We start from the raw sequence: 24,278 nt of genomic DNA, 5'->3' as shown, positions 1-24,278 counted from the left end.
CACGCTGTCCACGACGATCACGTCGTCGGGCGTCCGTCGAGATCAGCCTCACGACCCGACCTGGCGGCAGTGACCGAGTCCAAAGCCGAAGCCCGGGCTCGCTCAGCGCGAGCCGCCGCGCGGTCGAGCACCTCCGCCACCAGGGGTTTGGCTACCTCAAGGCTGATCACACTGAGCAGGTAGGAGTTCAGAGACTCCCCACGCTCGGCTGCCCGCGCCTTCAGCGCCCGTCTCTGGTCTTCCGGCACGTCTCGAATCTGCAGCAACGACGACATCCATCAAGACTAGCTCTCAACACATACAGACTGTATGGACTGACTCGCAACGAACCCACGCAGCCGAGCGAAGCGAGGCCATTCACAAGGGCGCGCCGATGCGACGCACTCGAACCATGTTGGTGTGGCCGGCGACTCCCGGCGGGGAGCCGGCGACGATGACCACGCGCTCGCCTTCGGCGATCCGGCCGGTGTCGATCAGGGCCTGGTCGACCTGACGGATCATGTCGTCGGTGTGCCCGACCATCGGGACCAGGAACGACTCGACGCCCCAGCTGAGGGTGAGCGCGGCCCGCGTCTGCTCGACGGGGGTGAACGCCAGCACCGGGATCTCCGACCGCAGCCGGGACAGCCGCCGGGCGGCGTCACCGGAGTGGGTGAAGGCGACCAGGAACTTGGCCCCGATCCGCTCTCCGACCTCGGCGGCGGCCTTGGTGATCACGCCGCTGGTGGTGTGCGGGTCCCAGTCGATGTCCTGCATCCGCTCCAGGCCGTGCGACTCGGTGTTGTCGACGATCCGGGCCATCGTCTGCACGGTGACCACCGGATACTCCCCGACGCTGGTCTCACCGGACAGCATCACCGCGTCGGCACCGTCGAGGATGGCGTTGGCGACGTCGGAGGCCTCGGCCCGGGTGGGCCGCGGCGCGGAGATCATCGACTCGAGCATCTGGGTGGCCACGATCACGGGCTTGGCCCAGCGACGGGCTGCGGTGACGATCCGCTTCTGGACCAGCGGCACCTCTTCGAGCGGCAGCTCGACGCCCAGGTCACCGCGGGCGACCATCACCGCGTCGAAGGCGTCGATGATCTCGTCGAGGTTCTCGACCGCCTGGGGCTTTTCGATCTTGGCGATGACCGGGACCTTGCGGCCCTCCTCGGCCATGATCTGGTGCACGATCTCGATGTCCTTGGCGCTACGGACGAAGGACAGCGCGACCATGTCGACGCCGTTCTGCAGCGCCCAGCGCAGGTCGTCGCAGTCCTTGTCGCTCATCGCGGGCACGCTGACGGCCACGCCGGGCAGGTTGATGCCCTTGTTGTTGCTGACCGGACCGCCGACGACGACCTCGGTGATGACGTCGGTCGCGGTGACCTCGGACGCCTTGAGCATCAGCCGGCCGTCGTCGATCAGGATCAGGTCGCCGGGGTGGACGTCACCGGGCAGGCCCTTGTAGGTCGTGGAGCAGCGGTGGCCGTCACCGGCGATGTCGTCGACGGTGATGGCGAAAGTGGCACCGTCGACCAGCACCTCCTTGCCCGAGGCGAACCGGCCGAGCCGGATCTTCGGCCCCTGCAGGTCGGCCAGCACACCGACCGGACGACCGGTGGACTGCGCCGCCGCCCGCACGTTCTGCAGGTTGCTGAGGTGGTCGGCGTACTCGCCGTGGCTCATGTTCAGCCGGGCGACGTCCATGCCGGCCGCGACCAGCTCGATGAGACGCTCGGGCGCAGAGGACGCTGGCCCCAACGTGCAGACAATTTTGGCTCTTCGCACGACTCCGACACTAGCGGGAGCGGCTGGGCGGGTACGGACCGCCTGACCCACTGGTCCGCTAGGGGGGTGGTGTGAGACGGCGGCCGCGCAGTAGGCCGGCGTTTGGACACCACCCTCCTATCCGCGACGCACGACCTCCAGGGCGTGCTCGAGGTCGGCGGGGTAGGGCGAGGTGAGCTCGATCTGATCCCCGGTCGTGGGGTGGGTGAAGCCGAGCCGGACGGCGTGCAGCCACTGCCGTTCCAGCCCCAGCCGGGCAGCCATCACCGGGTCAGCGCCGTAGGTCGGGTCACCGGCGCACGGGTGCTTGATCGCCGCCATGTGCACCCGGATCTGGTGGGTGCGTCCGGTCTCGAGCTTGATCTCCAGCAGCGTGGTCCCGATGTGGGCGTCGATGGTGTCGTAGTGGGTGACGCTCGGTCGGCCGTCCGCGGTGATCGCCATCTTGTACTCCGGCCCGGGGTGCCGGCCGATCGGCGCGTCGATCGTCCCGGTGAACGGGTCGGGGTGGCCCTGCACGAGGGCGTGGTAGGTCTTGTCGACCGTACGGCTCTTGAACGCCCGCTTGAGCACCGTGTACGCGCGCTCGCTCTTGGCCACCACCATCAGCCCGGACGTGCCGACGTCGAGCCGCTGCACGATGCCTTGGCGCTCCGGCACCCCGGAGGTGGAGATCCGGAAGCCTGCGCCGGCCAGGTGGCCGAGCACGGACGGACCCGTCCAGCCGAGGCTCGGGTGGGCGGCGACCCAGACCGGCTTGTCGACGACCACGATGTCGTCGTCGTCGTAGACGATCCGGAGCCCCGACACTGTCTCGGGGACGACAGAGGCCTCGCGCGGCGCCTCGTCCAGGTCGACCTCGAGCATGGCACCGGCTGATACCCGGTCCGACTTTGCGATGGTGGCGCCGTCCATCTGCACCAGGCCTCGGCCGATCAGCTCCGCGGACCGGCTACGCGACAGGCCAAGCATCCGGGCCATGGCCGCGTCCGCGCGTTCGCCCTCGAGCCCGTCGGGCACCAGGACGACGCGGTGCTCAGCCACGGTCGCGCTCGTCGCGGGGGGCTTCGTCGGCGGCCGAGGTGGGCGCAACATCTTCGAGGCCTTCGACAGGCTCAGGTTGCTCAGGCGGGGTGCGGACGTACCGCTCGCCGCTGATACCGACGTTCTTGATCACCGCGAGCACCATGATCAACACGGCGGCGCTGGTGATGCACATGTCGGCGACGTTGAAGATCGGCCAGTGCGGCAGCTCGAGGAAGTCGACCACGTGCCCCCGCAGCACCCCGGGCGCGCGGAAGATGCGGTCGACCAGGTTGCCGCTCACCCCGGCGCAGAGCAGGCCGAGAGCGACAGCCCAGGCGGGGTGGCCCAGCCGGGGCACCAGCCTGACCAGGACGAAGATCAGCACCAGCACGGCCGCCAACGCGAAGACGGCGGTGAACCGCTCCCCGGAGGAGAAGGCGGCCCCTGGGTTGCGGATGAGCCGCAGCTGCAGCAGACCGCCCAGCAGCCGGACCGGCACCAGAGGCTCCAGCCGGTCGACGACGATCACCTTGGTCGAGACGTCGAGGGACAGCCCGACCAGTGCGACCGCTGCGAACATCGCCCACAGCCGATGACGCCGTCCCTTGGTGAGGACCGGCGCCCGCTCCGCCGCTGCCTGCGCTATCGGCGTTCCTCGCGCTGCTTGCACTTCACGCACAAGGTGGCCCGCGGGAAAGCCTGCAGCCGGCCCTTGCCGATCGGCTGACCACAGTTGTCGCAGCTGCCGTACGTCGCGAGCTCGATGTGGCGCAGCGCGAGCTTGGACTGGTCGAGCATCTCGCGGGCGTTGTTGGCCAGCGACATCTCGGCGTCCCGCTCGAAGTTGGCCGAACCCACGTCGGCCGGGTCGCGACCAGCGCCCTCGGTACCGTCACGCAGCAGACCGACCAGCTCGGCGGTCGAGGTCGCCAGCTGGTCGCGGAACCGGACGATGTCGGCCTCGAGGATCTCGATCACCTCGGCGAGCTCAGCCTCGGTCCACGGGTCCTCACCGGCCCGGACGGGCAGCTGGCTCGCGTTGGTCGGCTCGACGTGCTTGCTGGGTGAAGTGTCTTTCACCGGCAGGGCGTGAATCGCCGGTGCCTGTCGTGCCGTGGACATGAAGGACCCCTTTATGGGTTGCAGTGACGCAGAGACAGTAGGCGGTGCGGAACGTTTACTCAACGCTCCGCGCCAAGAATTGGCTGTGGAGTGACCAGACGCACCGCAGGGCCCGCCGAAGCAGGCCCTGCGGGGCTGATGAGGCGTACGGGGCGAAGGACAGGTCCCTCAGCGCTGGTCGCCCAGGAGTGCGTCCAGACGCGGGGTGTCGCTCGCCGTACCGTCACCGGTTGCGGGCTTGTCGCCCTCGGCGGTGCTGGCTGCGCTGGACTCGGGAGTCGACACCGCCGGTGACTCAGACCCACCGTCGGTCGGTGCGGCCGGAGCCGACGCGAGGGCGGCCGGCGGGTCGGCCGGCTCCTCACGACCAGAGCGGAGCGCCTCGATCTGACCCTGCAGGTGCCGGGTCAGGTTGGCGCGGTAGGTCGACTCGAAACCGCGGAGCGCGTTGACCGTGGAGGTCAGCTGGTCGCGCTGGCGCTCCAGCTCGCCGAACATCTCGCGGCGCCGGGTCTCGGTCTCGCGGTCCAGGGACTCGGCCCGCTTGAGCGCGTCGGCCTGCAGCCGCTCCGCATGGGTACGGGCGTCGCTCTCGACTTTCTGCACCCGGGCCCTGGCCTCGGTCGTGAGCTGCTCGGCCTTCTCGGCGGCCGCGCTGCGGAGCTGGTCGGCCTCGGCGGTGGCCTCGGCGACCAGCCGCTCGGACTGCTCGGTCGACATCTCGACCAGGCGCACGACGGCGGAGCTCGCCTCCTTGGAGGTGGTCACCACCAGCCGCTCGCCAGCGGGCTGGACCGGCGCCGGAGCGGTCGGGGACTCAGCCGTGGTGGAGCTCGGGCCGGACTTCTCAGGGCCAACCTTCTCGGGGCCAACCTTCGCGGGGGCGGCCGGCTCGGCAGCAGCAGCCTGGGGGGCGGGGGCGGCCTTCAGCGCCTCGACCTGCTTCTTGAGGTTCTGGTTCTCCTCGAACAGCTGGCCGAAGGTCTCTTCGACCTCGTCGACGAACTCGTCGACCTCCAGCACCTCGTACCCGGACTTGCGGGCCATCCGGAACCGCTTGTTGCGCACATCGTCCAACGACAGCGACATCTTCACCTCGACACATCACAGGAACACCGAGCAAATTCACCCAGCCCCGTCACCGTACCTAATCCCCGAGGGGAACACACACTGCTCCGCAAGCGTGGCGGGAGCTGATGAAGGAAGTGTCAGACGATCAGCGGAAGAAGATCGACGCGTTCACCTGCTGCAGGATGCTGACCAGGATGAAGAGGCCGATGAAGGCAAGGTCGAGCATCACGTTGCCGATCCGCACCGGCCGCAAGACCTTGCGGAGCGCCCGCAGCGGCGGGTCGGTGATCGAGTAGATGATCTCGGCGACCACCAACATCGGACCCCTCGGCTGCCAGTCGCGGACCAGCACCGGGACCCAGGACAGGATCATCCGGCCGAACAGGAGCAGCAAGAAGGCGCTCAGCACGTACCGGATGAGAAGACCGACGATCAACACTTTGGATCAACCTGTTCTGCTACGGCAGTCGCGTCGGACGGCGATGCGGACCCCTCCAGCGTAGGCCCTGCGGCCAACGAGAGCACCGGACTGAGATCCGCGGCTTGCGCGAGGGCCAGCGTCAGCTCTGGTTGAAGAAGCCGCCCGCGGCGATCCGCTCCTTGTCCTCCGCGGTGACCGTCACGTTCTGCGGCGACAGCAGGAAGACCTTGCTCGTCACCCGCTCGATGGTCCCGCGCAGGCCGAAGATCAGCCCGGCGGCGAAGTCGACGAGACGCTTGGCGTCCACGTCCTCCATCTCGGTCAGGTTCATGATCACCGGGACGCCGTCACGGTAGTGCTCACCGATGGTGCGTGCCTCGTTGTAGGTCCGGGGGTGCACGGTGATGATGCGGGTCACGTCAGCCGTCCGGGGTTGAGGGGCGGGTGCGGGGACCGCACCCGAGGTGGGAACAGGGGTCGACCCGTGGGTGACCGGGACGGGACGACGAGCCTCGAGCGGCGTGACGCTGGCCGGCTGCCGGTCCTGCTCACCGAGCAGCTCCTCGCGGCTGATGCCCTCGGTCCGCTCCGAGCCGTCGGCATCGTCGTAGTCGCCGTACCGGTCGTCGGTGACCAGACCCAGCCACGCCGCCGCCCGCTTCAGTCTCTCCGCCATCTGCCCCATCCTCGCCTAGCCGAACCAGTTGCCCAGCGCCGTGACGGCACTGCCGCTGAGGCTACCGGCCGCCGGTCCCGTTGCCGGTCAGGTGCACCACCGACACGCGGACCGCGGCGGCGCTCGTCAGCCACCTGGGGCCCGGCTCACTTCATGAAGTCCGGGATGTCCAGGTCGTCGTCGTCGGCGGGCCGGGACGGCCGGGGTGCCGGGGTCGTCGGCGCGGCCGAAGGGCTCGTCGTCGCCGGTCGAGGGGCGCTGCCGATGCCGGCCGGAGCGGGCGCCGACTGGGTCGGGGTCGAGGTGGCCGGGGTGCTCGGCCGACCGCCACCGTTCGGCAGCGCAGCCGCCCGGCTGATCCCGGGCTGGCGACGCGGGGGCTGACCGCCCTCGAAGCCGGCCGCGATCACGGTGACCCGCACCTCGTCGCCGAGCGCGTCGTCGATCACGGTGCCGAAGATGATGTTGGCGTCCTCGTGGGCAGCGCTCTGGATCAGGTTCGCCGCCGCGGAGACCTCGAACAGGCCGAGGTCGGAACCGCCGGCGATCGAGAGCAGCACCCCGTGGGCGCCGTCGATGCTGGCTTCCAGCAGGGGCGAGGACACCGCCATCTCGGCCGCGGCCCGAGCTCGGTCCTCACCGCGAGCGGAGCCGATGCCCATCAGCGCCGACCCGGCGTTGGACATGACCGCCTTCACGTCGGCGAAGTCGAGGTTGATCAGGCCGGGGGTGGTGATCAGGTCGGTGATGCCGGAGACACCCTGCATCAGCACCTGGTCAGCCTGCTTGAACGCGTCGAGGATGGCGATCTGGTGGTCGACCATCTGCAGCAGCTTGTCGTTCGGGATGACGATCAGCGTGTCGACCTCTTCGCGCAGACCGGCGATGCCTGCCTCGGCCTGGGTCGCTCGACGCTTGCCCTCGAAGGAGAAGGGGCGGGTGACGACGCCGATGGTCAGCGCACCCAACGCCCGGGCGATCCGGGCCACGACCGGCGCGCCACCGGTGCCGGTACCGCCGCCCTCGCCCGCGGTGACGAACACCATGTCAGCGCCCTTGAGCGCGTCCTCGATGTCCTGGGCGTGGTCCTCGGCCGCCTGCCGGCCCTTGTCCGGGTCCGCGCCCGCCCCCAGACCGCGGGTGAGCTCCCGGCCGATGTCGAGCTTGACGTCGGCGTCGCTCATCAGCAACGCCTGGGCGTCGGTGTTCACCGCGATGAACTCGACCCCCCGCAGGCCGGCTTCGATCATCCGGTTGACGGCGTTGACGCCGCCGCCGCCGACGCCGACCACCTTGATGATGGCCAGGTAGTTCTGTGATGCAGAGACCACGGGTTGTTCCGCCTCTTCTTCCAAGCTGGGTGACGACTGGGGTGGCGCGCGAAAGTCTGGACCTGCAGTCGAGGGGGAAGGGCTCTGGAGGGGGACGACCGGCGTTGCGACGAGGCTATGAGAAGGACCGGACGAGTGTCCATCTCAGAGCCGGTGACACGCCCACCGATCAGCGAATGGCACCGAATACTCACCCTGAACTAGAGGTCGAGCGCGCAGTGGTGCCGGAGGCGCAACCTCTTCGAGGCCTTCGACAAGCTCAGGGCGCGTGGTTTCTGTGCCTTCGACAAGCTCAGGGCGCGTGGTTTCGGTGCCTTCGACAAGCTCAGGGCGCGTGGTTTCTGTGCCTTCGACAAGCTCAGGGCGCGTGGTTTCTGTGCCTTCGACAACCTCAGCTACGCGTCCCGAGCCTGTCGAGGGCCCCGAAGGGGTTGCGCTCCGTCTGGGATCAGCGCACGGCCGGGGTGTGCGGGGCCGAGACGTCGATGGCGGTCTTGGCCTTCTTGCGCAGAGCGTTCACGATCTCGGCCTTGAGCGAGGACTCCGAGGCGTCGCCCCAGCGGACGGTCAGGCCGCCGCGGAGGTCGACGGTGATGTCCTCGGCCGACGTGGCCTGCAGCCGGGTCACCCGACCACGGAGGCCCTCGGGCAGGGCGGCTGCGACGATGCCGAGTTGGGCCAGCAGCGCAGAGTTGGTCGGGTCGGCGTCGGCGCGGACCACGCCGTCGGGGATGGAGTCGCTCGTCTCGTACGCGATCCCGTGGCCGTCGACGAGCGAGTAGCCGTTCGGCTGCAGCACGGCGAGCAGGGGTGCGCGTTCGACGACGGTGACGGCCACGGTGTTCGGCCAGTCGCGCACCACCCGGACCGTGTCCGCCTGCGGCAGCGTCGCCGCACGGGCGGCGATGGCGTCGAGGTCCTGCCGAGCCAGCGGTCGACCCAGCGGGACCGCGGCCGCGGTCCGTACCTGTGCCGCCGTGAGGTGGTGCTGACCGGCCACCGTGACGTGTCGGGCCGCGAAGACCGACGAGAACGCGACCAGCCAGCCGGCGACGGCCAGCAGCAGCACGAGCAGCAGGACGACCGCTGCCCGGACGAGCGCGCGGCGACGCGACCGGCGACGCTGCAGCTCGGCGCGCAACGGGCCGGGCACGGACGCGCCCGCCCGGGTCGGCTGAGTGCTCGACCCGCGTCGGGTGTCGACGGCGGTGGGAATCATGCGGCTCCTCGGGTCAGGGTCAGCTCGGACACGATCTTGGGCGCGACCTTGGTGACGTCGCCGCAGCCGACGGTGATGACGAGATCGCCCGGCCGGGCGATCCGCGCCACCGTCGGGGCAGCGAGGTCCCAGTCGGGCTCGTAGGTGACGTGGGTCGCCCCGCCGACCGCGTGCGCGACCAGGGCGCCGTCGACGCCCGGGATCGGGTCTTCGCGGTCTCCGCAGACGTCCATCACGACGGCCTCGTCGGCCAGCTCGAGCGCGGCGGCCAGCTCGCGCGAGAAGTCGCGGGTACGGGTGTAGAGGTGGGGCTGGAAGCAGACGACGACCCGGCCGTCACCGACGCCGGTCCGGGCGGCAAGCAGCGTGTTGCGCACCTCGGTCGGGTGGTGAGCGTAGTCGTCGAAGACGCGGATGCCGTCGACGGTGCCCACCAGCTGGAAGCGGCGGTTGGTGCCGGCGTAGCCGTCGAGCTGCCCGCGGACCCCCGCCCCGGGCGCGCCCAGCCAGGTGGCGACGGCGTACGTGGCGGCGGCGTTGAGCACGTTGTAGTGACCCGGGACCGACAGCGTGACTGGTCCGCCGTGGCCGTCGGCGGTGAGGGTGAACGCCGAGCCCGTACCGGCGAAACGCGCGTCGCTGATCCGGACGTCGGCGTCCGGGTGTTCGCCGAAGGTGAGGACCGTCAGCGGGTCAGGCCGGTCGCCGAGGGTGGCCCGCACGCGAGCAGTGAGCGTCACCGCCCCCGGGTCGTCCGCGCTGACCACCAGCAGCCGCACCCGGGCGGACGTGGCGAAGGTGAGGAACCCGTCGGCGTAGTGCTCCGCGGTCCCCCAGTTGCTCAGGTGGTCGGGGTCGACGTTGGTGACCACCGCCACCTCGGCCGGGTACTGCAGGAACGAGCCGTCGCTCTCGTCGGCCTCGACCACGAAGACGTCGCCGCCGCCGAGGTGGCCCCCGGTCTTGGTGCCGGTGAGGGCGCCGCCGATGACGAACGACGGGTCGAGCCCGCAGCCGGTCAGCACCCGGGCCAGCATCGCGGTGGTGGTGGTCTTGCCGTGGGTGCCGGCGACGGCCACTCCGCGGCGGTCGAGCATCAACGAACCCAGAGCGGCGCTGCGGTGCAGCACCCGCAGCCCGCGGCGGCGGGCCTCGGCCAGCTCGGGGTTGTCCTCCCGGATCGCCGACGAGGCGACCACGGTCTGCGCGTCACCCAGCTGGTCGGCGGCGTGCCCGACGTGCACCCGGGCGCCGGAGGTCTCGAGGGCGCGCAGGTACGCCGAGTCGGACCGGTCGCTGCCGCTGACCGACACCCCCAGCTGGGTCAGCATGGTGGCGATGCCGTTCATCCCGGAACCGCCGATAGCGATGAAGTGCACCGGCCCCAGCTCGGCGACAGGAACCAGCTCGACCGGATCGACCAAACCCATCAGTGACACACCTCCCACGTCCGGGACGCGAGCTGAGACGCGGCGTCCAGCCGGGCAACGCCGCGGAGGGCCGCGGTCATCCCGGCCAGCCGGACGTCGTCGGCCAGCAGCGCGGGCACGGTGTCGGTGACCCAGGCCGGGGTGCAGTCGGCGTCGTCCAGCAGCAGACCGCCGCCGGCCCCGACGACGAGCTCGGCGTTGCGGCCCTGCTCGCCGTTGCCGTGCGGGTACGGCACGAAGACCGCGGGCAGGGTCACCGCAGCGGTCTCCAGCACCGTGCTCGCCCCGCAACGGCCCAGCATCAGGTCCGCGGCGGCGTACGCGTCCTCCATCGCATCGACGTACCCGACGGGTCGGTACGCCGCCCCGCTGGCCTCGTCGGACTCCGGCACCGCTTCAGCGGTCAGGTTCTTGGGGCCGAGCACGTGCAGCACCGACACCCCGGCGGCGAGCAGTGCCGTCCGGGCCCCGAGCACGGCGCGGTTGATGCTGGCCGCGCCCTGCGAGCCGCCGCTGACCAGCAGCACCGGACCGGTCCCGGGCAGCCCGAACGTCGCCCGCGCCGCCGGCCGGGCCGCCGCGGTGTCGAGAGTGGTGATCGAACGGCGCAACGGCAGCCCGAGGTAGCTGGCGTGCGGCAGCGGCGTGTCCGGGAAGGAGGTGTAGACGTGCCGGGTGAGCCGAGCGGCGAGCCGGTTGGCCAGGCCGGGCAGCGCGTTCTGCTCGTGCAGCACGATCGGTAGGCCCAGCCGGCGAGCGGCCAGGTAGACCGGGGTGGAGACGTAGCCGCCGAAGCCCAGCACCACGTCGGCCTCGACCCGACGCAGCAGCGCCACCGACGCGGCGACCGCGCGCCACAGCCGGACGCCCACGAGGGCCTGGTCGACGCCGGGCGTCCGGGGCAGCGGGACGGGCGGGATCAGCTCCAGCGTCAGCCCGGCCGCCGGGACCACCGTGACCTCCAGCCCGCGGGCGGTGCCGACGGCGGTCAGCCGCGCCTCGGGGTGCTGGCGCCGCAGCTCCTCGGCGGTGGCGATCAGCGGCGAGGTGTGGCCGGAGGTGCCGCCACCGGCCAGCACGACCGACGGCGGAGCCGGGGCGCCGTTCACCCGCCGCTCCGGCCTGTCCGCGACCCGACGACGGTGCTGACCCGGGCCCGGTTGCGGCGCGTCGACTTGGCGCCCAGCACCTTGTGGGCGGCCGGCTCGCGGCGGGCGCAGCCCAGCAGGACACCGATCGCGAGGAGGTTGGCGAGCAGCGACGAGCCGCCGTAGGAGACCAGCGGCAGCGGGACGCCGGCGACCGGCAGCAGCCGCAGCACGACCGCCAGGTTGACCAGCGCCTGGACCATGAACCAGATGGTGACCCCGCCCGCGGCGTAACGGGAGAACGGGTCCGCGACTCGGGTGGCGATCCGGATCCCGGCGTAGCCGAGGACCAGGAACAACGCCAGCACCATCAGAGCGCCGAAAAAGCCCAGCTCTTCGCCGAGGACAGCGAAGATGTAGTCGGTGTGCGCCTCGGGGAGGCTGCCCCACTTCTGCCGGCTGCCGCCGATGTTGACGCCCCACCAGCCGCCGGAGGCGATCGCCTCCACACCGGCGGACGACTGGTCGTTGGCCCCGTTCAGGTCGGCGGTGGGGTCGAGGAAGGCCGCCAGCCGGCGCATCCGGTTGGCGCTGGTGACGAAGAGGCCGACCACGCCGAGCCCGCCGATGCCGCCCAGCAGGCCGAGCAGCCGCAGCGGGGCGCCGACGATCCAGAGCACCCCGGCGACGATGGCGGCCATCACGACCGCGGTCCCGGCGTCCCCCTGGAACACCACGAGCAGGATCAGCAGGCCGCTCACCGGCAGGTAGGGCACCAGCAGGTGCAGCGGCCGGTCGAGCAGCCGCTGCTTGCGGGCCAGTACGTCCGCGCCCCAGATGATCATCGCCAGCTTGGCGAACTCGGCCGGCTGGACCGAGAAGGCCTCCGACCCGAGATAGAGCCAGTTCCGGTTGCCGCCCTTCTCGATCCCGAGCTTGGTGTAGGTCAGCGTCAGTAGCACCACGGCCAGACCGATGGCGAACCAGCTGAGCGCGCGCAGCGCGTTGGTCGGCATCCGCATCACCACGACCGCGCCGACCAGGCCGGCGCCGAGGAACAGCGCCTGTCGCTTCACGTAGTAGTACGAGTCGCCGAAATTGACGTAGGCGTTGACGCTGGAGGCCGAGAGCACCATCATCAGCCCGAGGATGAGCAGCAGTGCGACCGAGCCGAGCACGAGGTGATAGCTGGTCATCGGCCGGTCGAGGACCGCCCGCAACCAGCCGAGCACCTCCGACGCCACGCTCGACCGTGGCCCGGCGGCCAGCCGCGCGCGCTTGCCCGAGCCACGTGGCGCCGCGGGGTCGGCCGGAGGGGATCCGGCTGTGGAGGCCCCGCCTCGCGGGGGGTTCAGTGTCGCCACAGCGTGGTGCTCCTTCGTCGCTCGGCTACCCCGTCCGGCCCGGTCCGGAGCTGAGCCCCCGGATCGCCTGCACGAAGGCGTGGCCGCGGGCGGCGTAGTCGGTGTACATGTCCTTGCTGGCGCACCCCGGGGCGAGCAGCACCACATCGCCTGGTCGAGCCAGCGAGGCAGCCGCCGCCACGGCCTGCTCCATGGCTCTAGTGTCGGTTGCCTCGATGACCCGGACGGGGACCTCGGGCGCGTGTCGAGCGAGTGCCTCCCCGATCACCGCCCGGTCCACCCCGAGCAGCACGGCCCCCCGGAGCCGGCCGGCGTGGGTCGCCACCAGGTCGTCGAAGGTGGTGCCCTTGGCCTGTCCGCCGGCGATCCACACGACCTGGCCGGCCGGATCACCTGGCTCGGTCGACCCGAACGCCCGCAGGGCCGCGTCCGCCGCGTGCGGGTTGGTGGCCTTGGAGTCGTCGACCCAGCGGACGCCGTCGCGTTCGGTGACGGTCTGGATCTTGTGCGAGCCGAGGGTGACGTTGCGCAGCCCGTCGCGGACCGCGAGCGGATGCACGCCGTACGAGCGGGCCAGCGCGGCGGCGGCGAGGGCGTTGGCCACGTTGTGTGGCGCGAAGGGGGTGATGTCGCTCAGCTTGGCCAGCTCGAGCGCGGAGTCGCGGCGCTGCTCGATGAAGGCACGGTCGACGACCAGGTCCTCGACGACGCCGAGCATCGACGGCCCGGGGGTGCCGAGGGTGAAGCCGATGGCGCGCGCGCCCTCGACCACCTCGGCCTGCTCGACCATCCGCTCGGTGGCGGGATCGGCCACGTTGTAGACGCAGCTGACCGAGACCCGTTCGTAGATGGTGGCCTTCGCCGCCGAGTAGGCCTCGTACGAGCCGTGCCACTCCAGGTGGTCGGGCTGCAGGTTGAGCACGGCGGCCGAGTGCAGGGCGAGTGAGTGCGACCAGTGCAGCTGGTGGCTGGACAGCTCCACGGCCAGCACGTCGTACGGCTCGGGGTCGAGCACGATCTCCATCACCGGCCGGCCGATGTTGCCGACCGCGGCCGTGCGCAGCCCGGAGGCCTGCAGCATCGACTCGAGCATCTGGGTGGTCGTGGTCTTGCCGTTGGTGCCGGTGATGCCGAGCCACGGGATCACCTTCGCCGGCCGGCTGAGCCGCCAGGCGAGCTCGACCTCGCTCCAGATCGGGATTCCGCGCGCAGCAGCGGCGGCCAGCAGCGGGTTCGCCGGCGACCAGCCGGTGGTGATCACCAGGTCGGCGTCGGCCGGCAGGGTTGCCGTCGAGCCCGGACCGAGCCGGACCGTCCCGCCCAGCACCTCCAGCAACGCGCCCTTGTCGGCGTTGGCGGCACTCGCCGAGTCGTCCAGCACGGTGACCCGCGCGCCGAACTGCAACAGCCCGTCCGCCGCCGCGAACCCGGACACCCCGACCCCGGCCACCACCACGTGCGCCTGCTCCCACGGCGACGCCCCGTCGGCGGCGGGCAGCCAGCTGACACTCACGACCGGCACCCTTCGACCAGCACTCGCCGTCGGCGCCCTGCTGCTGGGTACTCAGGGAACGGCCTCGGACGGAGTCCGCCGTCGAACCGTCCCCGACGAAGGAGGGGCTTGGTTCGACGGAACCAAGAGTCGCGGGCGAAGCCCTCCACGCCTTTCCGGTCGCGCAGCGACCGCGCGTCAGTCGCGCAGCGACGGTGGGCCTCGCGCAGCGATGTCATGTCCCGGCCACCCATTCGGCGTAGAAGATGCCGAGGCCGGCGGAGACGAAGAGGCCGGCGATGATCCAGAAGCGCATCACGATGGTGACCTGAGCCCAGTTCAGCAGCTCGAAGTGGTGGTGGAACGGGGTCATCTTGAACAGCCGGCGCGGGGTGCCGGTCAGCCGCCGGGTGAGCTTGAAGTAGCTGGTCTGCAGGATCACCGACATCACCTCGATCACCAGCAGCCCGCCGAGGATGATCAACAACAGCTCGGTGCGGGTGAAGATCGCCATCCCGGCGAGCGCTCCGCCCAGCGACAGCGATCCGGTGTCGCCCATGAAGATCTTCGCGGGTTCGGCGTTCCACCACAGGAACCCGAAGCAGGCGCCGGCGAGCGCGATGGCCACCACGGCCAGGTCGTACGGGTCGCGGACCTCATAGCACTTCGGCCCCGCCGAGGCGGTGTAGGCGCAGGACTGGTTGTACTGCCAGATGTTGATCAAGGCGTACGCGCCGAAGATCATCACGCAGGCCCCAGCGGCGAGGCCGTCGAGCCCGTCGGTGAGGTTGACCCCGTTGCTGGCGGCGGCGATCAGCAGCATCACCCAGATCACGACCAGGACGACCGGTACGTCGTCGGCCCAGCGGATGTCGCGCAGGAAAGAGATCGCGTTGGACGCGGGCGTGATGCCGCGCTCGTCGGGGAACTGCAGCGCCAGCAGCGCGAAGATGATCGCGACGATCGACTGGCCGGCGATCTTGGCCTTGCTGCGCAGGCCGAGCGAACGCTGCTTGCTGATCTTGATGTAGTCGTCCAGGAAGCCGACCACGCCGAGCCCTGCGAAGAGGAACAGCACGAGCAGGGCCGAGGCCGATGGCGCGGTCAGGGTGATCAGGTGGGCGGCGAAGTAGGCCACGACCACGGACGCGATGATCACCAGCCCGCCCATCGTGGGGGTGCCGCGCTTGACGTGGTGGGAGGTCGGTCCGTCGTCACGGATCAGCTGGCCGTAGCCCCGCTTGACGAGCACGGTGATGGCCGCTCGAGTGCCGAGCAGAGTGCCGAGCAGCGCCAGCGCACCCGCGAAAACGATGGTCTTCACGCGGGGTCCTCACTGCGGTCGGTCGGCTGGTCACGCGGCGTCTCACCCGGCTGGGCGACCCCGGCGGGGACCGTCAGGGCTTCGGCCACGGTGTCCAAGGTTAAGCCACGCGACGCTTTGACCAGCACGACGTCGCCCGGCGCCAGCACCGCGCGGACGGCGTCCAGTGCGTCCTGCTTGTCCGGACTGGCCCGGGTGAGAGCAGGGTCGCCGCCCGCCGCGAGGGCCGCGGCGACCAGCCCGGCGGCGTGCTCCCCGACCGCGAAGACCCCGCTCACCTGCTGGTCGACGAGGTAGCGGCCGAGGTCGGCGTGCTCGGCCTCGGCGGTGCCGCCGAGCTCGAGCATGTCCCCGACGACCGCCCAGGTCCGGCTGCCGTTGGCCCGGCCGAGCTCGGCCAGCGTGGCGACCGCCGCGCGCATCGAGTCGGGGTTGGCGTTGTACGCGTCGTTGATGACCACGACCCCGTCGGGCCGCTCGGTGAGCTCCATCCGCCAGCGGGAGCGGGGTCGGGCGTGGCCCAGCGCGGCGGCGATCGGGCCGAGATCGAGGCCCACGGCGGTCGCGGCGGCAGCAGCAGCGACCGCGTTGGCCACCTGGTGCCGCCCGGTGAGCAGCAGCCGGACGTCCGCGGTGTCCTCGGCTCCGGCGGCCGTCCGGGCGTGCAGCCGGAACCGGTGCCGGCCCAGCCGGTCCGCCGCAAGGTCACTCGCCCACAGCCCGGGCCCCTCCGGCGCGCCGCGGACCGAGAAGGCCAGGACGGGGGCCGGCGTCCGGGACCGCATGGCCCACACCCGCGGGTCGTCGGCGTTCAGCACCGCACGCCCGTCCGCCGGCAGCGCCTCGACCAGCTCGCCCTTGGCGCGGGCGATGGCGTCCTGACCGCCGAACTCGCCGACGTGGGCCTGGCCGACGTTGAGCACGACGCCGACCCGCGGGGCGACGATCCCGCAGAGGTAGGCGATGTGGCCGATCCCGCGGGCGCCGAGCTCGGCGACGAGGAACCGGGTCGCGGTGTCGATCCGGCACGCGGTCAGCGGCACCCCGAGCTCGTTGTTGAGGTTGCCCACCGGTGCGACCGTCGGTCCGGCGGCCTCCAGCACCTGCGCAAGCAGGTCTTTGGTCGAGGTCTTGCCCTGGGAGCCGGTGATGCCGACCACCTGCAGGCCGCCCGCGACGCCGAGGTCGACGACGTGCCGGGCCACCCGGCCGAGCGCGGCCAGCGGGTCGTCGACCACCAGGCAGGGAGCCGGCGGGACGTCCCGCTGCGTGAGGGCGGCCACCGCACCGTCGTCGACGGCGCCCAGGACGTGGTCGTGACCGTCCACCCGGGCCCCGGCCAACGCGACGAAGAGGGCACCGGGCTGCACCTGGCGCGAGTCCGCGACCACGGAGGTGACCAGGGCGTACCGGTCGCCCGCCGGCACCGCCCCGAGCAGCGCCGCCAGCGAGCCGAGCGCGACCCCGATCACGTCGGTCCCCCGAGAGCGGTGAGCCCGGCCCACTCCTCGCGGACCACCTCGGCGTCGGCGAAGGGCAGCAGCCGGTCCCCCACCTGCTGGGTCGTCTCGTGGCCCTTGCCGAGCACGGCGACCACGTCGCCCGGCCCGGCCAGGGTCAGCGCCGTCCGGATCGCCTGCCGCCGGTCGCCGCCGTCGACCACCTGCGCCCCGCTGGTGACCGCGACGCTCCGGGCTCCGCTCAGCACAGCCGCCCGGATCGCGGCTGGTTCCTCTGAGCGCGGGTTGTCGTCGGTCACCACCACCACGGCCGCGTCGGCGGCGGCGGCCGCACCCATCGGTCCGCGCTTGTGCGGGTCCCGGTCGCCGCCGCAGCCCAGCACGACGACGCAGCGGCGCCCGTGCAACGCCCGCAGCGACGCCGTCACCGCCTGCGGGGTGTGCGCGAAGTCGACCACCACGGCGGGTGCCCCGGCCGGCAGCGGGACCCGCTCCATCCGCCCCGGCACGGTCGCATCCGCCAGCCCGGTGGCGGCGAGCTCGACGTCGCCGCCGGCCAGCTCCACCATGGCCAGCGCGGTCAGGGCGTTGCGGACGTTGAAGTCTCCCGGCAGCCCCACCGTGAACGACAGCTCGCGCCCGGCCGCCCGGGCGGTGACCGCGGTGCCACCGTTGGCGCTGAGGTGGCCGTCCAGCAGCAGGTAGTCGGCGTCGGCGGCGCCCAGGGACACCGTCCGCACCTCGAGCTCGGGCGTGGTCCGCACCTGCGCCAGCAGCTGGCGACCGCGGGGGTCGTCGACGTTCAGCACCACCCGACGGGCGCGAGCGGGGGTGAACAGCTGCGCCTTGGCGGCGAAGTAGGACTCCTCGTCGCCGTGGAAGTCGAGGTGGTCCCGGCCGAAGTGGGTGAAGGCGGCGACGTCGAAGACGATGGCGTCGACCCGGCCGAGGACCAGTGCGTGCGAGGACACCTCCAGCACCACCGAGTCGGCCCCGGCCTCGGCCAGGTGGGCCAGCAGCGCCTGCAGCTCGGGCGACTCCGGCGTCGTGACCGTCGTCCGGGTCGCGTCCAGCGGTTCGCCGTCGAGCAGGAAGCCGATGGTGCCGACCATGCCGGTCCGCCGGCCGGTCGCCCGCAGCGCGGCGTCGAGCAGGAAGCCGGTCGTGGTCTTGCCGTTGGTGCCGGTGATCCCGTACGTGGTGAGCCGGTCGGCCGGTCGGCCGTAGATCTCAGCGGCCACGCGGGCCAGCACCGACCGCAGGTCCGCGGCGACCAGCACCGGCACGCCGGCCGCCGCGGCCGCCGTCAGCCCCTCGGCATCGGTCACCACCGCGACCGCCCCCGCGTGGGCTGCCGCCGCGGTGAAGGCGGCGCCGTGGTGCCGCTGACCGGGGAGGGCCACGTAGAGGTCGCCCGGCACGACCAGCCGCGAGTCGAGGGTGATGCCGGTGACCTGCGGGTCCAGACCGGACCGCTCCCCCGACGCGCCGGCCACCGTGGCGAGGACGCTCAGCGGGACCGGGCGGCCCGTCCGCGGGCGCAGGGTCGACGACCCGGCGGCGGACGTGGGACGAGACACAGCAGCGACGCTACCGACCCCACCGGAGCGGGCGGCCGGTCGCCGCCCCACCCGGGGTCGGTCCAGCGCCGGAGCGGCCATCTCCCCGGCTCACCACGTGGTCGGCAGCGGCGTGCGCTTCTTCTTGTCCGGGGTGACCGAGTAGCGCGGCAGCGCCAGGTTCATCAGGTCCTTGACCACCGGAGCGGCCGTGCTGGTGCCCGTGTCACCGTGGCGGGGGTTGGTGACCACCACGTACGTCAGCAGCTTGGGGTCGTTCAGCGGGGCGAAGCTCACGTAGGAGGTGACGTAACCCTTGTAGCAGCCGCACTTGGAGTCGGCCCGCTGCGCGGTCCCGGTCTTGCCACCGCTGTTGTAAGCGGCCAGACCCAGGTTGCTCACGCCGTTCGCGCTGTCGACGACGGCGGCCATCAGGTCGCGTACCGAAGCCGAGGTCGCCGCCGAGACGACCCGGCGGGGGTTGTCCTGCGGATTGGGCAGCTCGACCCCGTTGGCGTCGGTCTGGGACTTGATCAGCGTCGGCGGGTGGTAGACGCCGCCGTTGATGATGCCGGCGATCGCGGCCGCCTCCTGGACCCCGGAGACCGACAGGGCCTGGCCGAAGGCGATCTGGTCGCGCTGGGAGTCCGTCATGTCGCCGGCGGGCAGGATCCCGGAGGCCTCGCCCGGCACCTCGATACCGGTCGGCCGCCCCAGGCCGAAAGAGGTCAGGTAGTCGTGCAGCTTCTGCTTGTCCATCTGTCGGGTGAGCAGGGCCGTGCCGATGTTGGAGGAGTTCGCCACCACGCCGCGCATGTTGTAGTGCAGCTCCCCGTGCCTGAAGTGGTCATAGATGTAGGCGCCGCCGGAGAAGAGCCGGGGCGGGATCGCCACCTCTCTCTTCGGGGTCGCCGTGCCGGAGTCGATCAAGGCCGCCGAGGTCAGGACCTTCTCCACGCTGCCCGGCTCGTACGGCGCCTGAGCGGCCCGGTTGCCGCGGTCCTCGGGGTCGGACTGCTGCGGGTCTCCCGAGTCGAAGGACGGCGCGTTCGCCAGCACCAGGACCTGGCCGGTCTTCACGTCGATCGTGATCGCGAACGCGGAGTCGGCCCCGGTCTTCTGCACCTGCGCGGCCAGCCGGCGCTCGGCGGTGTACTGCAGCTCCGAGTCCAGCGAGAGCTGGACGTTGACGCCGTTCTGGGCGGGGGTCATCGAGCTCGAGCCGAGCGGGATCTTGCTGCCGTTCGGTGCGCTCTCGTACGTCTCCTTGCCCTCGACGCCGGCGAGGGCAGAGTTCATCTGCAGCTCCAGGCCGGCGAGGCCCTTGCCGTCCGCGCCGACGAAGCCGACCACCGACGAGCCGACCGAGCCCGCCGGATAGGTCCGGATCGGGTCGCTCTCGCGGAAGACGCCGTAGATGTCCCGATCGGCGAGGTCAGCCGCGAGTCTGCTGTAGGTGAGCGCCGGGACCTTCTTCTTCAGGTAGACGAAGTGGGTGTTGGGCTTGGTCAGCAGCGGCATCAGCTCGGTGGTCGGCATCTGGAGGTAGCCGCTCAGGATGAGGGCGATGTTGCTGACGTAGGCGAAGCGGGCCGCCGGATCAAGGGGCGTACCCCCAGACGTCGTAGCCGGGTACGTCAGGGTCGGGTCCGCGGTCACCGCGACGGCCGGCTGGGTGGAGGCCAGCACCTCGCCGTTGCGGTCGGTGATCTTGCCGCGCGACGGCAGCAGCGGCAGGGTCCGGGTGAACTGGTCGGCGCTGGTGGCGGCGTACGCGGAGGCGTCGAAGCCCTGCAGCTGCAGCAGCCGGCCGCCACACAGCGACAACCCGACCGCGATCACCACGAGGATGGCGTGCAGCCGGCGGGGCGAGGAGGCCAGCGGCAGCCGCACCGCGGCCAGCTGGTCGCGGCGACGCCGCGGCGGCCGACCACCCGTCCGGGCCGAGGAGGTACGCGCAGCGGGCCGGGTCGCCGACGACGAGGGGCGGGCGTCGGCCCGGGGTCGGCGCAGCGGACGCTCGCCGCGCGCGTCAGCCCGGACGGTCCGGACGCCCGACCGGGTGCCCGAGGCGGGGGTCCGGGCGGCGGTCCGGCTGCCGGAGCCGCTCGGGTGGGGACGCCGTTCCGACATCAGCCGCGCCCGCCCGTTGCCGCGTCACTCGTCGACTTCTTCTTGGCCGCCGCCTTCGCCGCCGCCGTCTTCTTGGCGGCGGCGGCGTCCGCCTTCGCCTTGGCTTTCGCCTTCACGGCGTCTGCCTTGGCCTTCACGGCGTCCGCCTTGGCCTTCGCCTTGGCGGCTGCGGCCTCGGCTTTGGCCTCGGCCTTCTCCCGGGCGAGCTTGGCGGCCGCCTCAGCCTTGGCTGCCGCCTTGTTGGCCGCGACCTCGGCCGGGGTGTAGACGATCAGGCTCTTCAGCTCGTTCCCGGTCACGGGGGTGGCGAGGCCGACCACCTTGCCGCTGGGCAGCACCAGCAGCGCGGGGGACGGGTTGGCTCGCATTCCCAGCGCAGACGCGCGGCGGGCCAGCTCGGGCGGCGCCGAGACGTCGTCGATCTGGTTCTGCAGGTCGGCCTGGGTGTAGGCCAGCTCGGTCGCCTGCCGGTCCAGCGCGCGCGAGGCGAAGGCCTGGTTCTGCAGGGTCGTGTTGAGCATCAGGAGTCCGGCCATGCCCAAGCCGAACACACCGATCAGCACGAGCAGGAAAGGCGCGCGGGGCATCCGGCGGGCAGGTGCGGAGACGGCCCGCAGCGGCGCAGAGCGTCGCCGGTCGGCGGCGACCCCCGTACCGGTCGCCGGGTCGAGCGGTGCCCACAGAGCGCTCATACGCCCACCTCCTGAAGTGACCGGCCCCGCGGGCTCGGCTCGTCGATGCGTACGGCGGCCCGCAGCCGCGCCGATGCGGCGCGCGGGTTGGTCTCGGACTCCTCCGGCGTGGGCCGCACGGCCCCGCGGGTGAGCAGCCGCAGCTCGGGACCCATCCCGGCCGGCACGACGGGCAGGTCCCGCGGCGCCCGGTTGGCGGAGCGGACGGCGAGCAGCTGCTTGACCAGCCGGTCCTCGAGCGAGTGGTAGGCCAGGACGGCGATCCGGCCGTCGACCGCGAGCGCAGCGACGGCACTGGGCAGCACGGCCTCGAGGGCCTCCAGCTCGGCGTTGACCTCGATCCGCAGGGCCTGGAACGTCCGTTTGGCGGGGTGGCCGCCGGTCTTGCGAGTGGCCGCGGGGATGGCGGCGTAGAGCAGCTCGACCAGCCGTCCCGAGCTGGTGAACGGCTCGTCGGCCCGCGCCTCCACCACCCGGCGGGCGATCCGGTCGGCGAACCGCTCCTCGCCGTAGCGGCGCAGGACCCGGGCCAGGTCGGGGGCGGAGTAGGTGTTCAGCACGTCGGCCGCCGTCAGGTCCTGGGGGCCCATCCGCATGTCGAGCGGCGCGTCCTGGGCGTAGGCAAACCCGCGGCTCGGGTCGTCGATCTGCAGCGAGGAGAGCCCGAGGTCGAGCAGCACCCCCTGCACCCGCGGCTGGCCGAGGTCGGCGAGCACCGCCGGCAGCTCGTCGTAGACAGCCTCGACCAAGGTGACCCGGTCCGCGTACGGGGCCAGCCGCAGCCGCGCCCGCTCCAGCGCCTGCGGGTCACGGTCGAGCCCGATCAGCCGGGCCTGCGGGCAGGCTTCCAGCAGCGCGGCCGCGTGCCCGGCGAGGCCGAGCGTACCGTCCACCAGCACCGGTGGAGCGCCGTGGGAATCGGTGAGGAGTGCGTCGGCCGGGGTCAGCGCGGGCGCGAGCAGGGCAACCACCTCGGACAGCATGACGGGGACGTGCACCCGCTCGTCCGACGACGCCATCTCGACCCTTCTCCTCTGTTGGACCCGTGTGCGGGGGTTTCAACCCGGGGGCCCCGAACGACTACCTGGCACCGGGGAAGGTGCGCCAGGGAGGTCGGACCCTCGGGCTGAAGCCTCTGCACACGCGCCGCGTGCGTCCTGCGTTCCGTGCTGGTCGTGCTGTCGTGCTGTCGTGCTGTCGTGCTGGTCGTGCTGTCCTGCTGGCGGATCAGACGCCGGGGAACCCGGCCTCGTCGAGCCCGGCGTAGGCCGTCTCCTTCTGCGCCGAGTACTGCTCCCAGGCGGTGGCGTCCCACACCTCCACCCGGTTGATGGCCCCCACCACCACGCACTCCTTGTCCAGCCCCGCGTACGCCCGCAGGTGCGGCGGGACGGTGATGCGGCCCTGCTTGTCCGGCGTCTCGTCGGAGGCGCCGGAGGCGAGCATCCGCTGGTAGTCGCGGACCTGCTGGCTCGACGAGGCGCCCTGGACCGACTGCGCGACCTCGACGAACGTGGCCATCGGCCAGATCGCCAGGCACCGCTCCTGGAACCGGGTGATCACCAGGCCGTCAGCCAGCTCGTCGCGGAACTTCGCCGGCAGGATGAGTCGTCCCTTTTCGTCGAGCTTCGGGGTGTGCGTGCCCAAGAACACGATTGCGCCCCTCTCTGATTGGCTCGCTTCGCTTCGCCTGCGGAATGAGCTCTGACCCGGCTACTTCGTCGTCGTCGGTGAACGAAAAGCGTGTTCACCGCCTCCTCCTCAGCACGCCGGCGCCCATTCCGGCTGGGCTTGCTCCGCATTCACGACCCCCCGTGCTCCACTTTCCGCCACTCTACTCCACTTCCCTCCACTTGCACCCTTAGCGGCGCTGTTCCGCTCCAGGAGCTGGGTTCGTACGCCTCGAGTCCTGTCGGAGCGACCACGTAAGGTTTAGGCGCGCGCTCGACCAGGGGCGCATACCATGACCAGGACCGCGACGAGGCCGACGGCCCCGCGTGGCGCGGGGACGTTAGGGACGGGCGGTTCGACGCCGGGCCACGTCCCCTCCGGACGGAGGCAAGCGTGAGTCTGAGCTATGAGAGAACCGATCTCGACGAGACCGGCAGCGCGTACTCCCTCGGTGACGTCGTCTCGGTGATGGGCAAGGTCCGCGCCGGCATCGAGTCGGTGATCGAAGGCAAGCGCAGCTCGGTCGACCTCGCCCTGGTCGTGCTGCTCGCCGAGGGCCACCTGCTGGTGGAGGACGTGCCGGGTGTGGGCAAGACGATGCTCGCGAAGGCTCTCGGCCGCTCCATCGCCGGCTCGGTCCGGCGGATCCAGTTCACCCCCGACCTGCTGCCCTCCGACATCACGGGCGTCTCCATCTTCAACCAGGAGACCCGCGACTTCGAGTTCAAGCCGGGCGGCATCTTCGCCAACATCGTGGTCGGGGACGAGATCAACCGCGCCTCACCGAAGACCCAGTCAGCGCTGCTGGAGTCGATGGAGGAGGGGCAGGTCAGCGTCGACGGCACGACGTACCTGCTCGAGTCCCCCTTCATGGTCGTGGCCACCCAGAACCCGATCGAGATGGAGGGCACCTATCCCCTCCCCGAGGCCCAGCGAGACCGCTTCATGGCCCGGATCGAAATGGGCTACCCGACACCGAACGCCGAGCTCGACATGCTCGAGTCCCACGGCACCTCCGACCCCCTGAACGATCTCTCCCCCGTGACGGACGCGGCCACCCTGCGCGGCCTGATCGACGCCGTGAAGACGATCTACGTCAGCCCGGCGGTCAAGCACTACCTCGTCCAGGTCGTGAACGCGACCCGCAACTCCCGCGACCTCCGGCTCGGCGCCTCGCCGCGCGCCACGTTGCAGCTGCTGCGGGCCAGCCGGGCGTACGCCGCCCTGGCCGGCCGCGACTACGTGAGCCCCGACGACGTCGCCGCGCTCGGGGTCTCGGTGCTGGCCCACCGGGTGCTGCTCTCCACCGAGGCCCAGCTGGCTCGGCGGACGGTGACCGACATCATCGCGTCCGCCGTCTCGTCGGTGCACCTGCCCGACCGGCCGAACCTGACCGGCCGTCCCGCCGCCGCGGCCAGGATCTGAG

22 protein-coding genes are annotated in these 24,278 nt (G+C 71.6%); 1 reads left to right on the top strand and 21 read right to left on the bottom strand.

What is annotated here, in order from left to right:
* Positions 1 to 17: 17 nt before the first annotated feature.
* The 21 genes from ACFE76_RS10390 to mraZ all read right to left on the bottom strand — a co-directional run bounded on the left by ACFE76_RS10390 (position 18) and on the right by mraZ (position 22,834).
* Positions 18 to 275, bottom strand: coding sequence for a hypothetical protein (locus ACFE76_RS10390; RefSeq protein ID WP_375431673.1), 258 nt, complete (start codon positions 273 to 275; stop codon positions 18 to 20).
* Between the two features lie 82 nt (positions 276 to 357).
* Positions 358 to 1,773 carry a pyruvate kinase gene (gene pyk, locus ACFE76_RS10385; RefSeq protein WP_375431672.1) on the bottom strand — a complete coding sequence of 472 codons (1,416 nt, stop codon included), beginning with the start codon at positions 1,771 to 1,773 and terminating at the stop codon, positions 358 to 360.
* 117 nt (positions 1,774 to 1,890) lie between these two features.
* Complete coding sequence (locus ACFE76_RS10380; protein WP_375431671.1) at positions 1,891 to 2,817, bottom strand: RluA family pseudouridine synthase; 927 nt, start codon at positions 2,815 to 2,817, stop codon at positions 1,891 to 1,893.
* Positions 2,810 to 3,379, bottom strand: a complete 570-nt coding sequence (locus ACFE76_RS10375) for a signal peptidase II (RefSeq protein ID WP_375431670.1) — start codon at positions 3,377 to 3,379, stop codon at positions 2,810 to 2,812. The genes ACFE76_RS10380 and ACFE76_RS10375 overlap by 8 nt, the downstream gene beginning before the upstream one ends.
* 62 nt (positions 3,380 to 3,441) lie before the next feature.
* Positions 3,442 to 3,921: a TraR/DksA family transcriptional regulator gene (locus ACFE76_RS10370; protein WP_375431669.1), complete on the bottom strand. Its 480-nt coding sequence runs from the start codon at positions 3,919 to 3,921 to the stop codon at positions 3,442 to 3,444.
* A gap of 168 nt (positions 3,922 to 4,089) precedes the next feature.
* Positions 4,090 to 5,010: a DivIVA domain-containing protein gene (locus ACFE76_RS10365; RefSeq protein WP_375431708.1), complete on the bottom strand. Its 921-nt coding sequence runs from the start codon at positions 5,008 to 5,010 to the stop codon at positions 4,090 to 4,092.
* Positions 5,011 to 5,137: 127 nt separating this feature from the next.
* Positions 5,138 to 5,431 carry a YggT family protein gene (locus ACFE76_RS10360; protein ID WP_375431668.1) on the bottom strand — a complete coding sequence of 98 codons (294 nt, stop codon included), beginning with the start codon at positions 5,429 to 5,431 and terminating at the stop codon, positions 5,138 to 5,140.
* A gap of 121 nt (positions 5,432 to 5,552) precedes the next feature.
* Positions 5,553 to 6,089, bottom strand: a complete 537-nt coding sequence (locus tag ACFE76_RS10355) for a cell division protein SepF (RefSeq protein ID WP_375431667.1) — start codon at positions 6,087 to 6,089, stop codon at positions 5,553 to 5,555.
* Positions 6,090 to 6,235: 146 nt separating this feature from the next.
* Positions 6,236 to 7,420, bottom strand: coding sequence for a cell division protein FtsZ (gene ftsZ, locus ACFE76_RS10350; RefSeq protein ID WP_375431666.1), 1,185 nt, complete (start codon positions 7,418 to 7,420; stop codon positions 6,236 to 6,238).
* 448 nt (positions 7,421 to 7,868) lie between these two features.
* Positions 7,869 to 8,639 carry a cell division protein FtsQ/DivIB gene (locus ACFE76_RS10345; RefSeq protein ID WP_375431665.1) on the bottom strand — a complete coding sequence of 257 codons (771 nt, stop codon included), beginning with the start codon at positions 8,637 to 8,639 and terminating at the stop codon, positions 7,869 to 7,871.
* Positions 8,636 to 10,069 carry a UDP-N-acetylmuramate--L-alanine ligase gene (gene murC / locus ACFE76_RS10340; protein WP_375431664.1) on the bottom strand — a complete coding sequence of 478 codons (1,434 nt, stop codon included), beginning with the start codon at positions 10,067 to 10,069 and terminating at the stop codon, positions 8,636 to 8,638. Before murC ends, ACFE76_RS10345 begins: the two co-directional genes overlap by 4 nt.
* Positions 10,069 to 11,178, bottom strand: coding sequence for a glycosyltransferase (locus tag ACFE76_RS10335; RefSeq protein ID WP_375431663.1), 1,110 nt, complete (start codon positions 11,176 to 11,178; stop codon positions 10,069 to 10,071). The genes murC and ACFE76_RS10335 overlap by 1 nt, the downstream gene beginning before the upstream one ends.
* Positions 11,175 to 12,401, bottom strand: coding sequence for a putative lipid II flippase FtsW (ftsW, locus tag ACFE76_RS10330; protein ID WP_375431662.1), 1,227 nt, complete (start codon positions 12,399 to 12,401; stop codon positions 11,175 to 11,177). The genes ACFE76_RS10335 and ftsW overlap by 4 nt, the downstream gene beginning before the upstream one ends.
* Positions 12,402 to 12,546: 145 nt before the next feature.
* A complete protein-coding gene (gene murD, locus ACFE76_RS10325; protein WP_375431661.1) occupies positions 12,547 to 14,043 on the bottom strand; it encodes a UDP-N-acetylmuramoyl-L-alanine--D-glutamate ligase in 1,497 nt (498 codons plus the stop codon).
* A gap of 205 nt (positions 14,044 to 14,248) precedes the next feature.
* On the bottom strand, positions 14,249 to 15,337 hold the full coding sequence (gene mraY, locus ACFE76_RS10320) for a phospho-N-acetylmuramoyl-pentapeptide-transferase (protein WP_375431660.1): 1,089 nt from the start codon (positions 15,335 to 15,337) through the stop codon (positions 14,249 to 14,251).
* Positions 15,334 to 16,809: a UDP-N-acetylmuramoyl-tripeptide--D-alanyl-D-alanine ligase gene (murF, locus tag ACFE76_RS10315; RefSeq protein WP_375431659.1), complete on the bottom strand. Its 1,476-nt coding sequence runs from the start codon at positions 16,807 to 16,809 to the stop codon at positions 15,334 to 15,336. Before murF ends, mraY begins: the two co-directional genes overlap by 4 nt.
* Positions 16,806 to 18,311: a UDP-N-acetylmuramoyl-L-alanyl-D-glutamate--2,6-diaminopimelate ligase gene (locus ACFE76_RS10310; protein WP_375431707.1), complete on the bottom strand. Its 1,506-nt coding sequence runs from the start codon at positions 18,309 to 18,311 to the stop codon at positions 16,806 to 16,808. The genes murF and ACFE76_RS10310 overlap by 4 nt, the downstream gene beginning before the upstream one ends.
* A gap of 156 nt (positions 18,312 to 18,467) precedes the next feature.
* Positions 18,468 to 20,489 carry a peptidoglycan D,D-transpeptidase FtsI family protein gene (locus ACFE76_RS10305; protein WP_375431658.1) on the bottom strand — a complete coding sequence of 674 codons (2,022 nt, stop codon included), beginning with the start codon at positions 20,487 to 20,489 and terminating at the stop codon, positions 18,468 to 18,470.
* On the bottom strand, positions 20,489 to 21,181 hold the full coding sequence (locus tag ACFE76_RS10300; protein ID WP_375431657.1) for a hypothetical protein: 693 nt from the start codon (positions 21,179 to 21,181) through the stop codon (positions 20,489 to 20,491). The genes ACFE76_RS10305 and ACFE76_RS10300 overlap by 1 nt, the downstream gene beginning before the upstream one ends.
* Positions 21,178 to 22,200 carry a 16S rRNA (cytosine(1402)-N(4))-methyltransferase RsmH gene (rsmH, locus tag ACFE76_RS10295; RefSeq protein ID WP_375431656.1) on the bottom strand — a complete coding sequence of 341 codons (1,023 nt, stop codon included), beginning with the start codon at positions 22,198 to 22,200 and terminating at the stop codon, positions 21,178 to 21,180. Before rsmH ends, ACFE76_RS10300 begins: the two co-directional genes overlap by 4 nt.
* Before the next feature lie 208 nt (positions 22,201 to 22,408).
* Entirely contained in the window at positions 22,409 to 22,834 is a 426-nt protein-coding gene (mraZ, locus tag ACFE76_RS10290; protein ID WP_375431655.1) for a division/cell wall cluster transcriptional repressor MraZ, read from the bottom strand.
* 486 nt (positions 22,835 to 23,320) lie between these two features.
* On the opposite strand from mraZ, the gene ACFE76_RS10285 reads away from it, so the two are divergent.
* Positions 23,321 to 24,277, top strand: coding sequence for an AAA family ATPase (locus ACFE76_RS10285; protein ID WP_375431706.1), 957 nt, complete (start codon positions 23,321 to 23,323; stop codon positions 24,275 to 24,277).
* The last annotated feature ends 1 nt before the right edge of the window (position 24,278 follow it).

Source organism: uncultured Friedmanniella sp., from assembly GCF_964244005.1.
Classification (GTDB): domain Bacteria; phylum Actinomycetota; class Actinomycetes; order Propionibacteriales; family Propionibacteriaceae; genus Microlunatus.
This window is presented reverse-complemented; position numbering and strand designations above follow the sequence as displayed.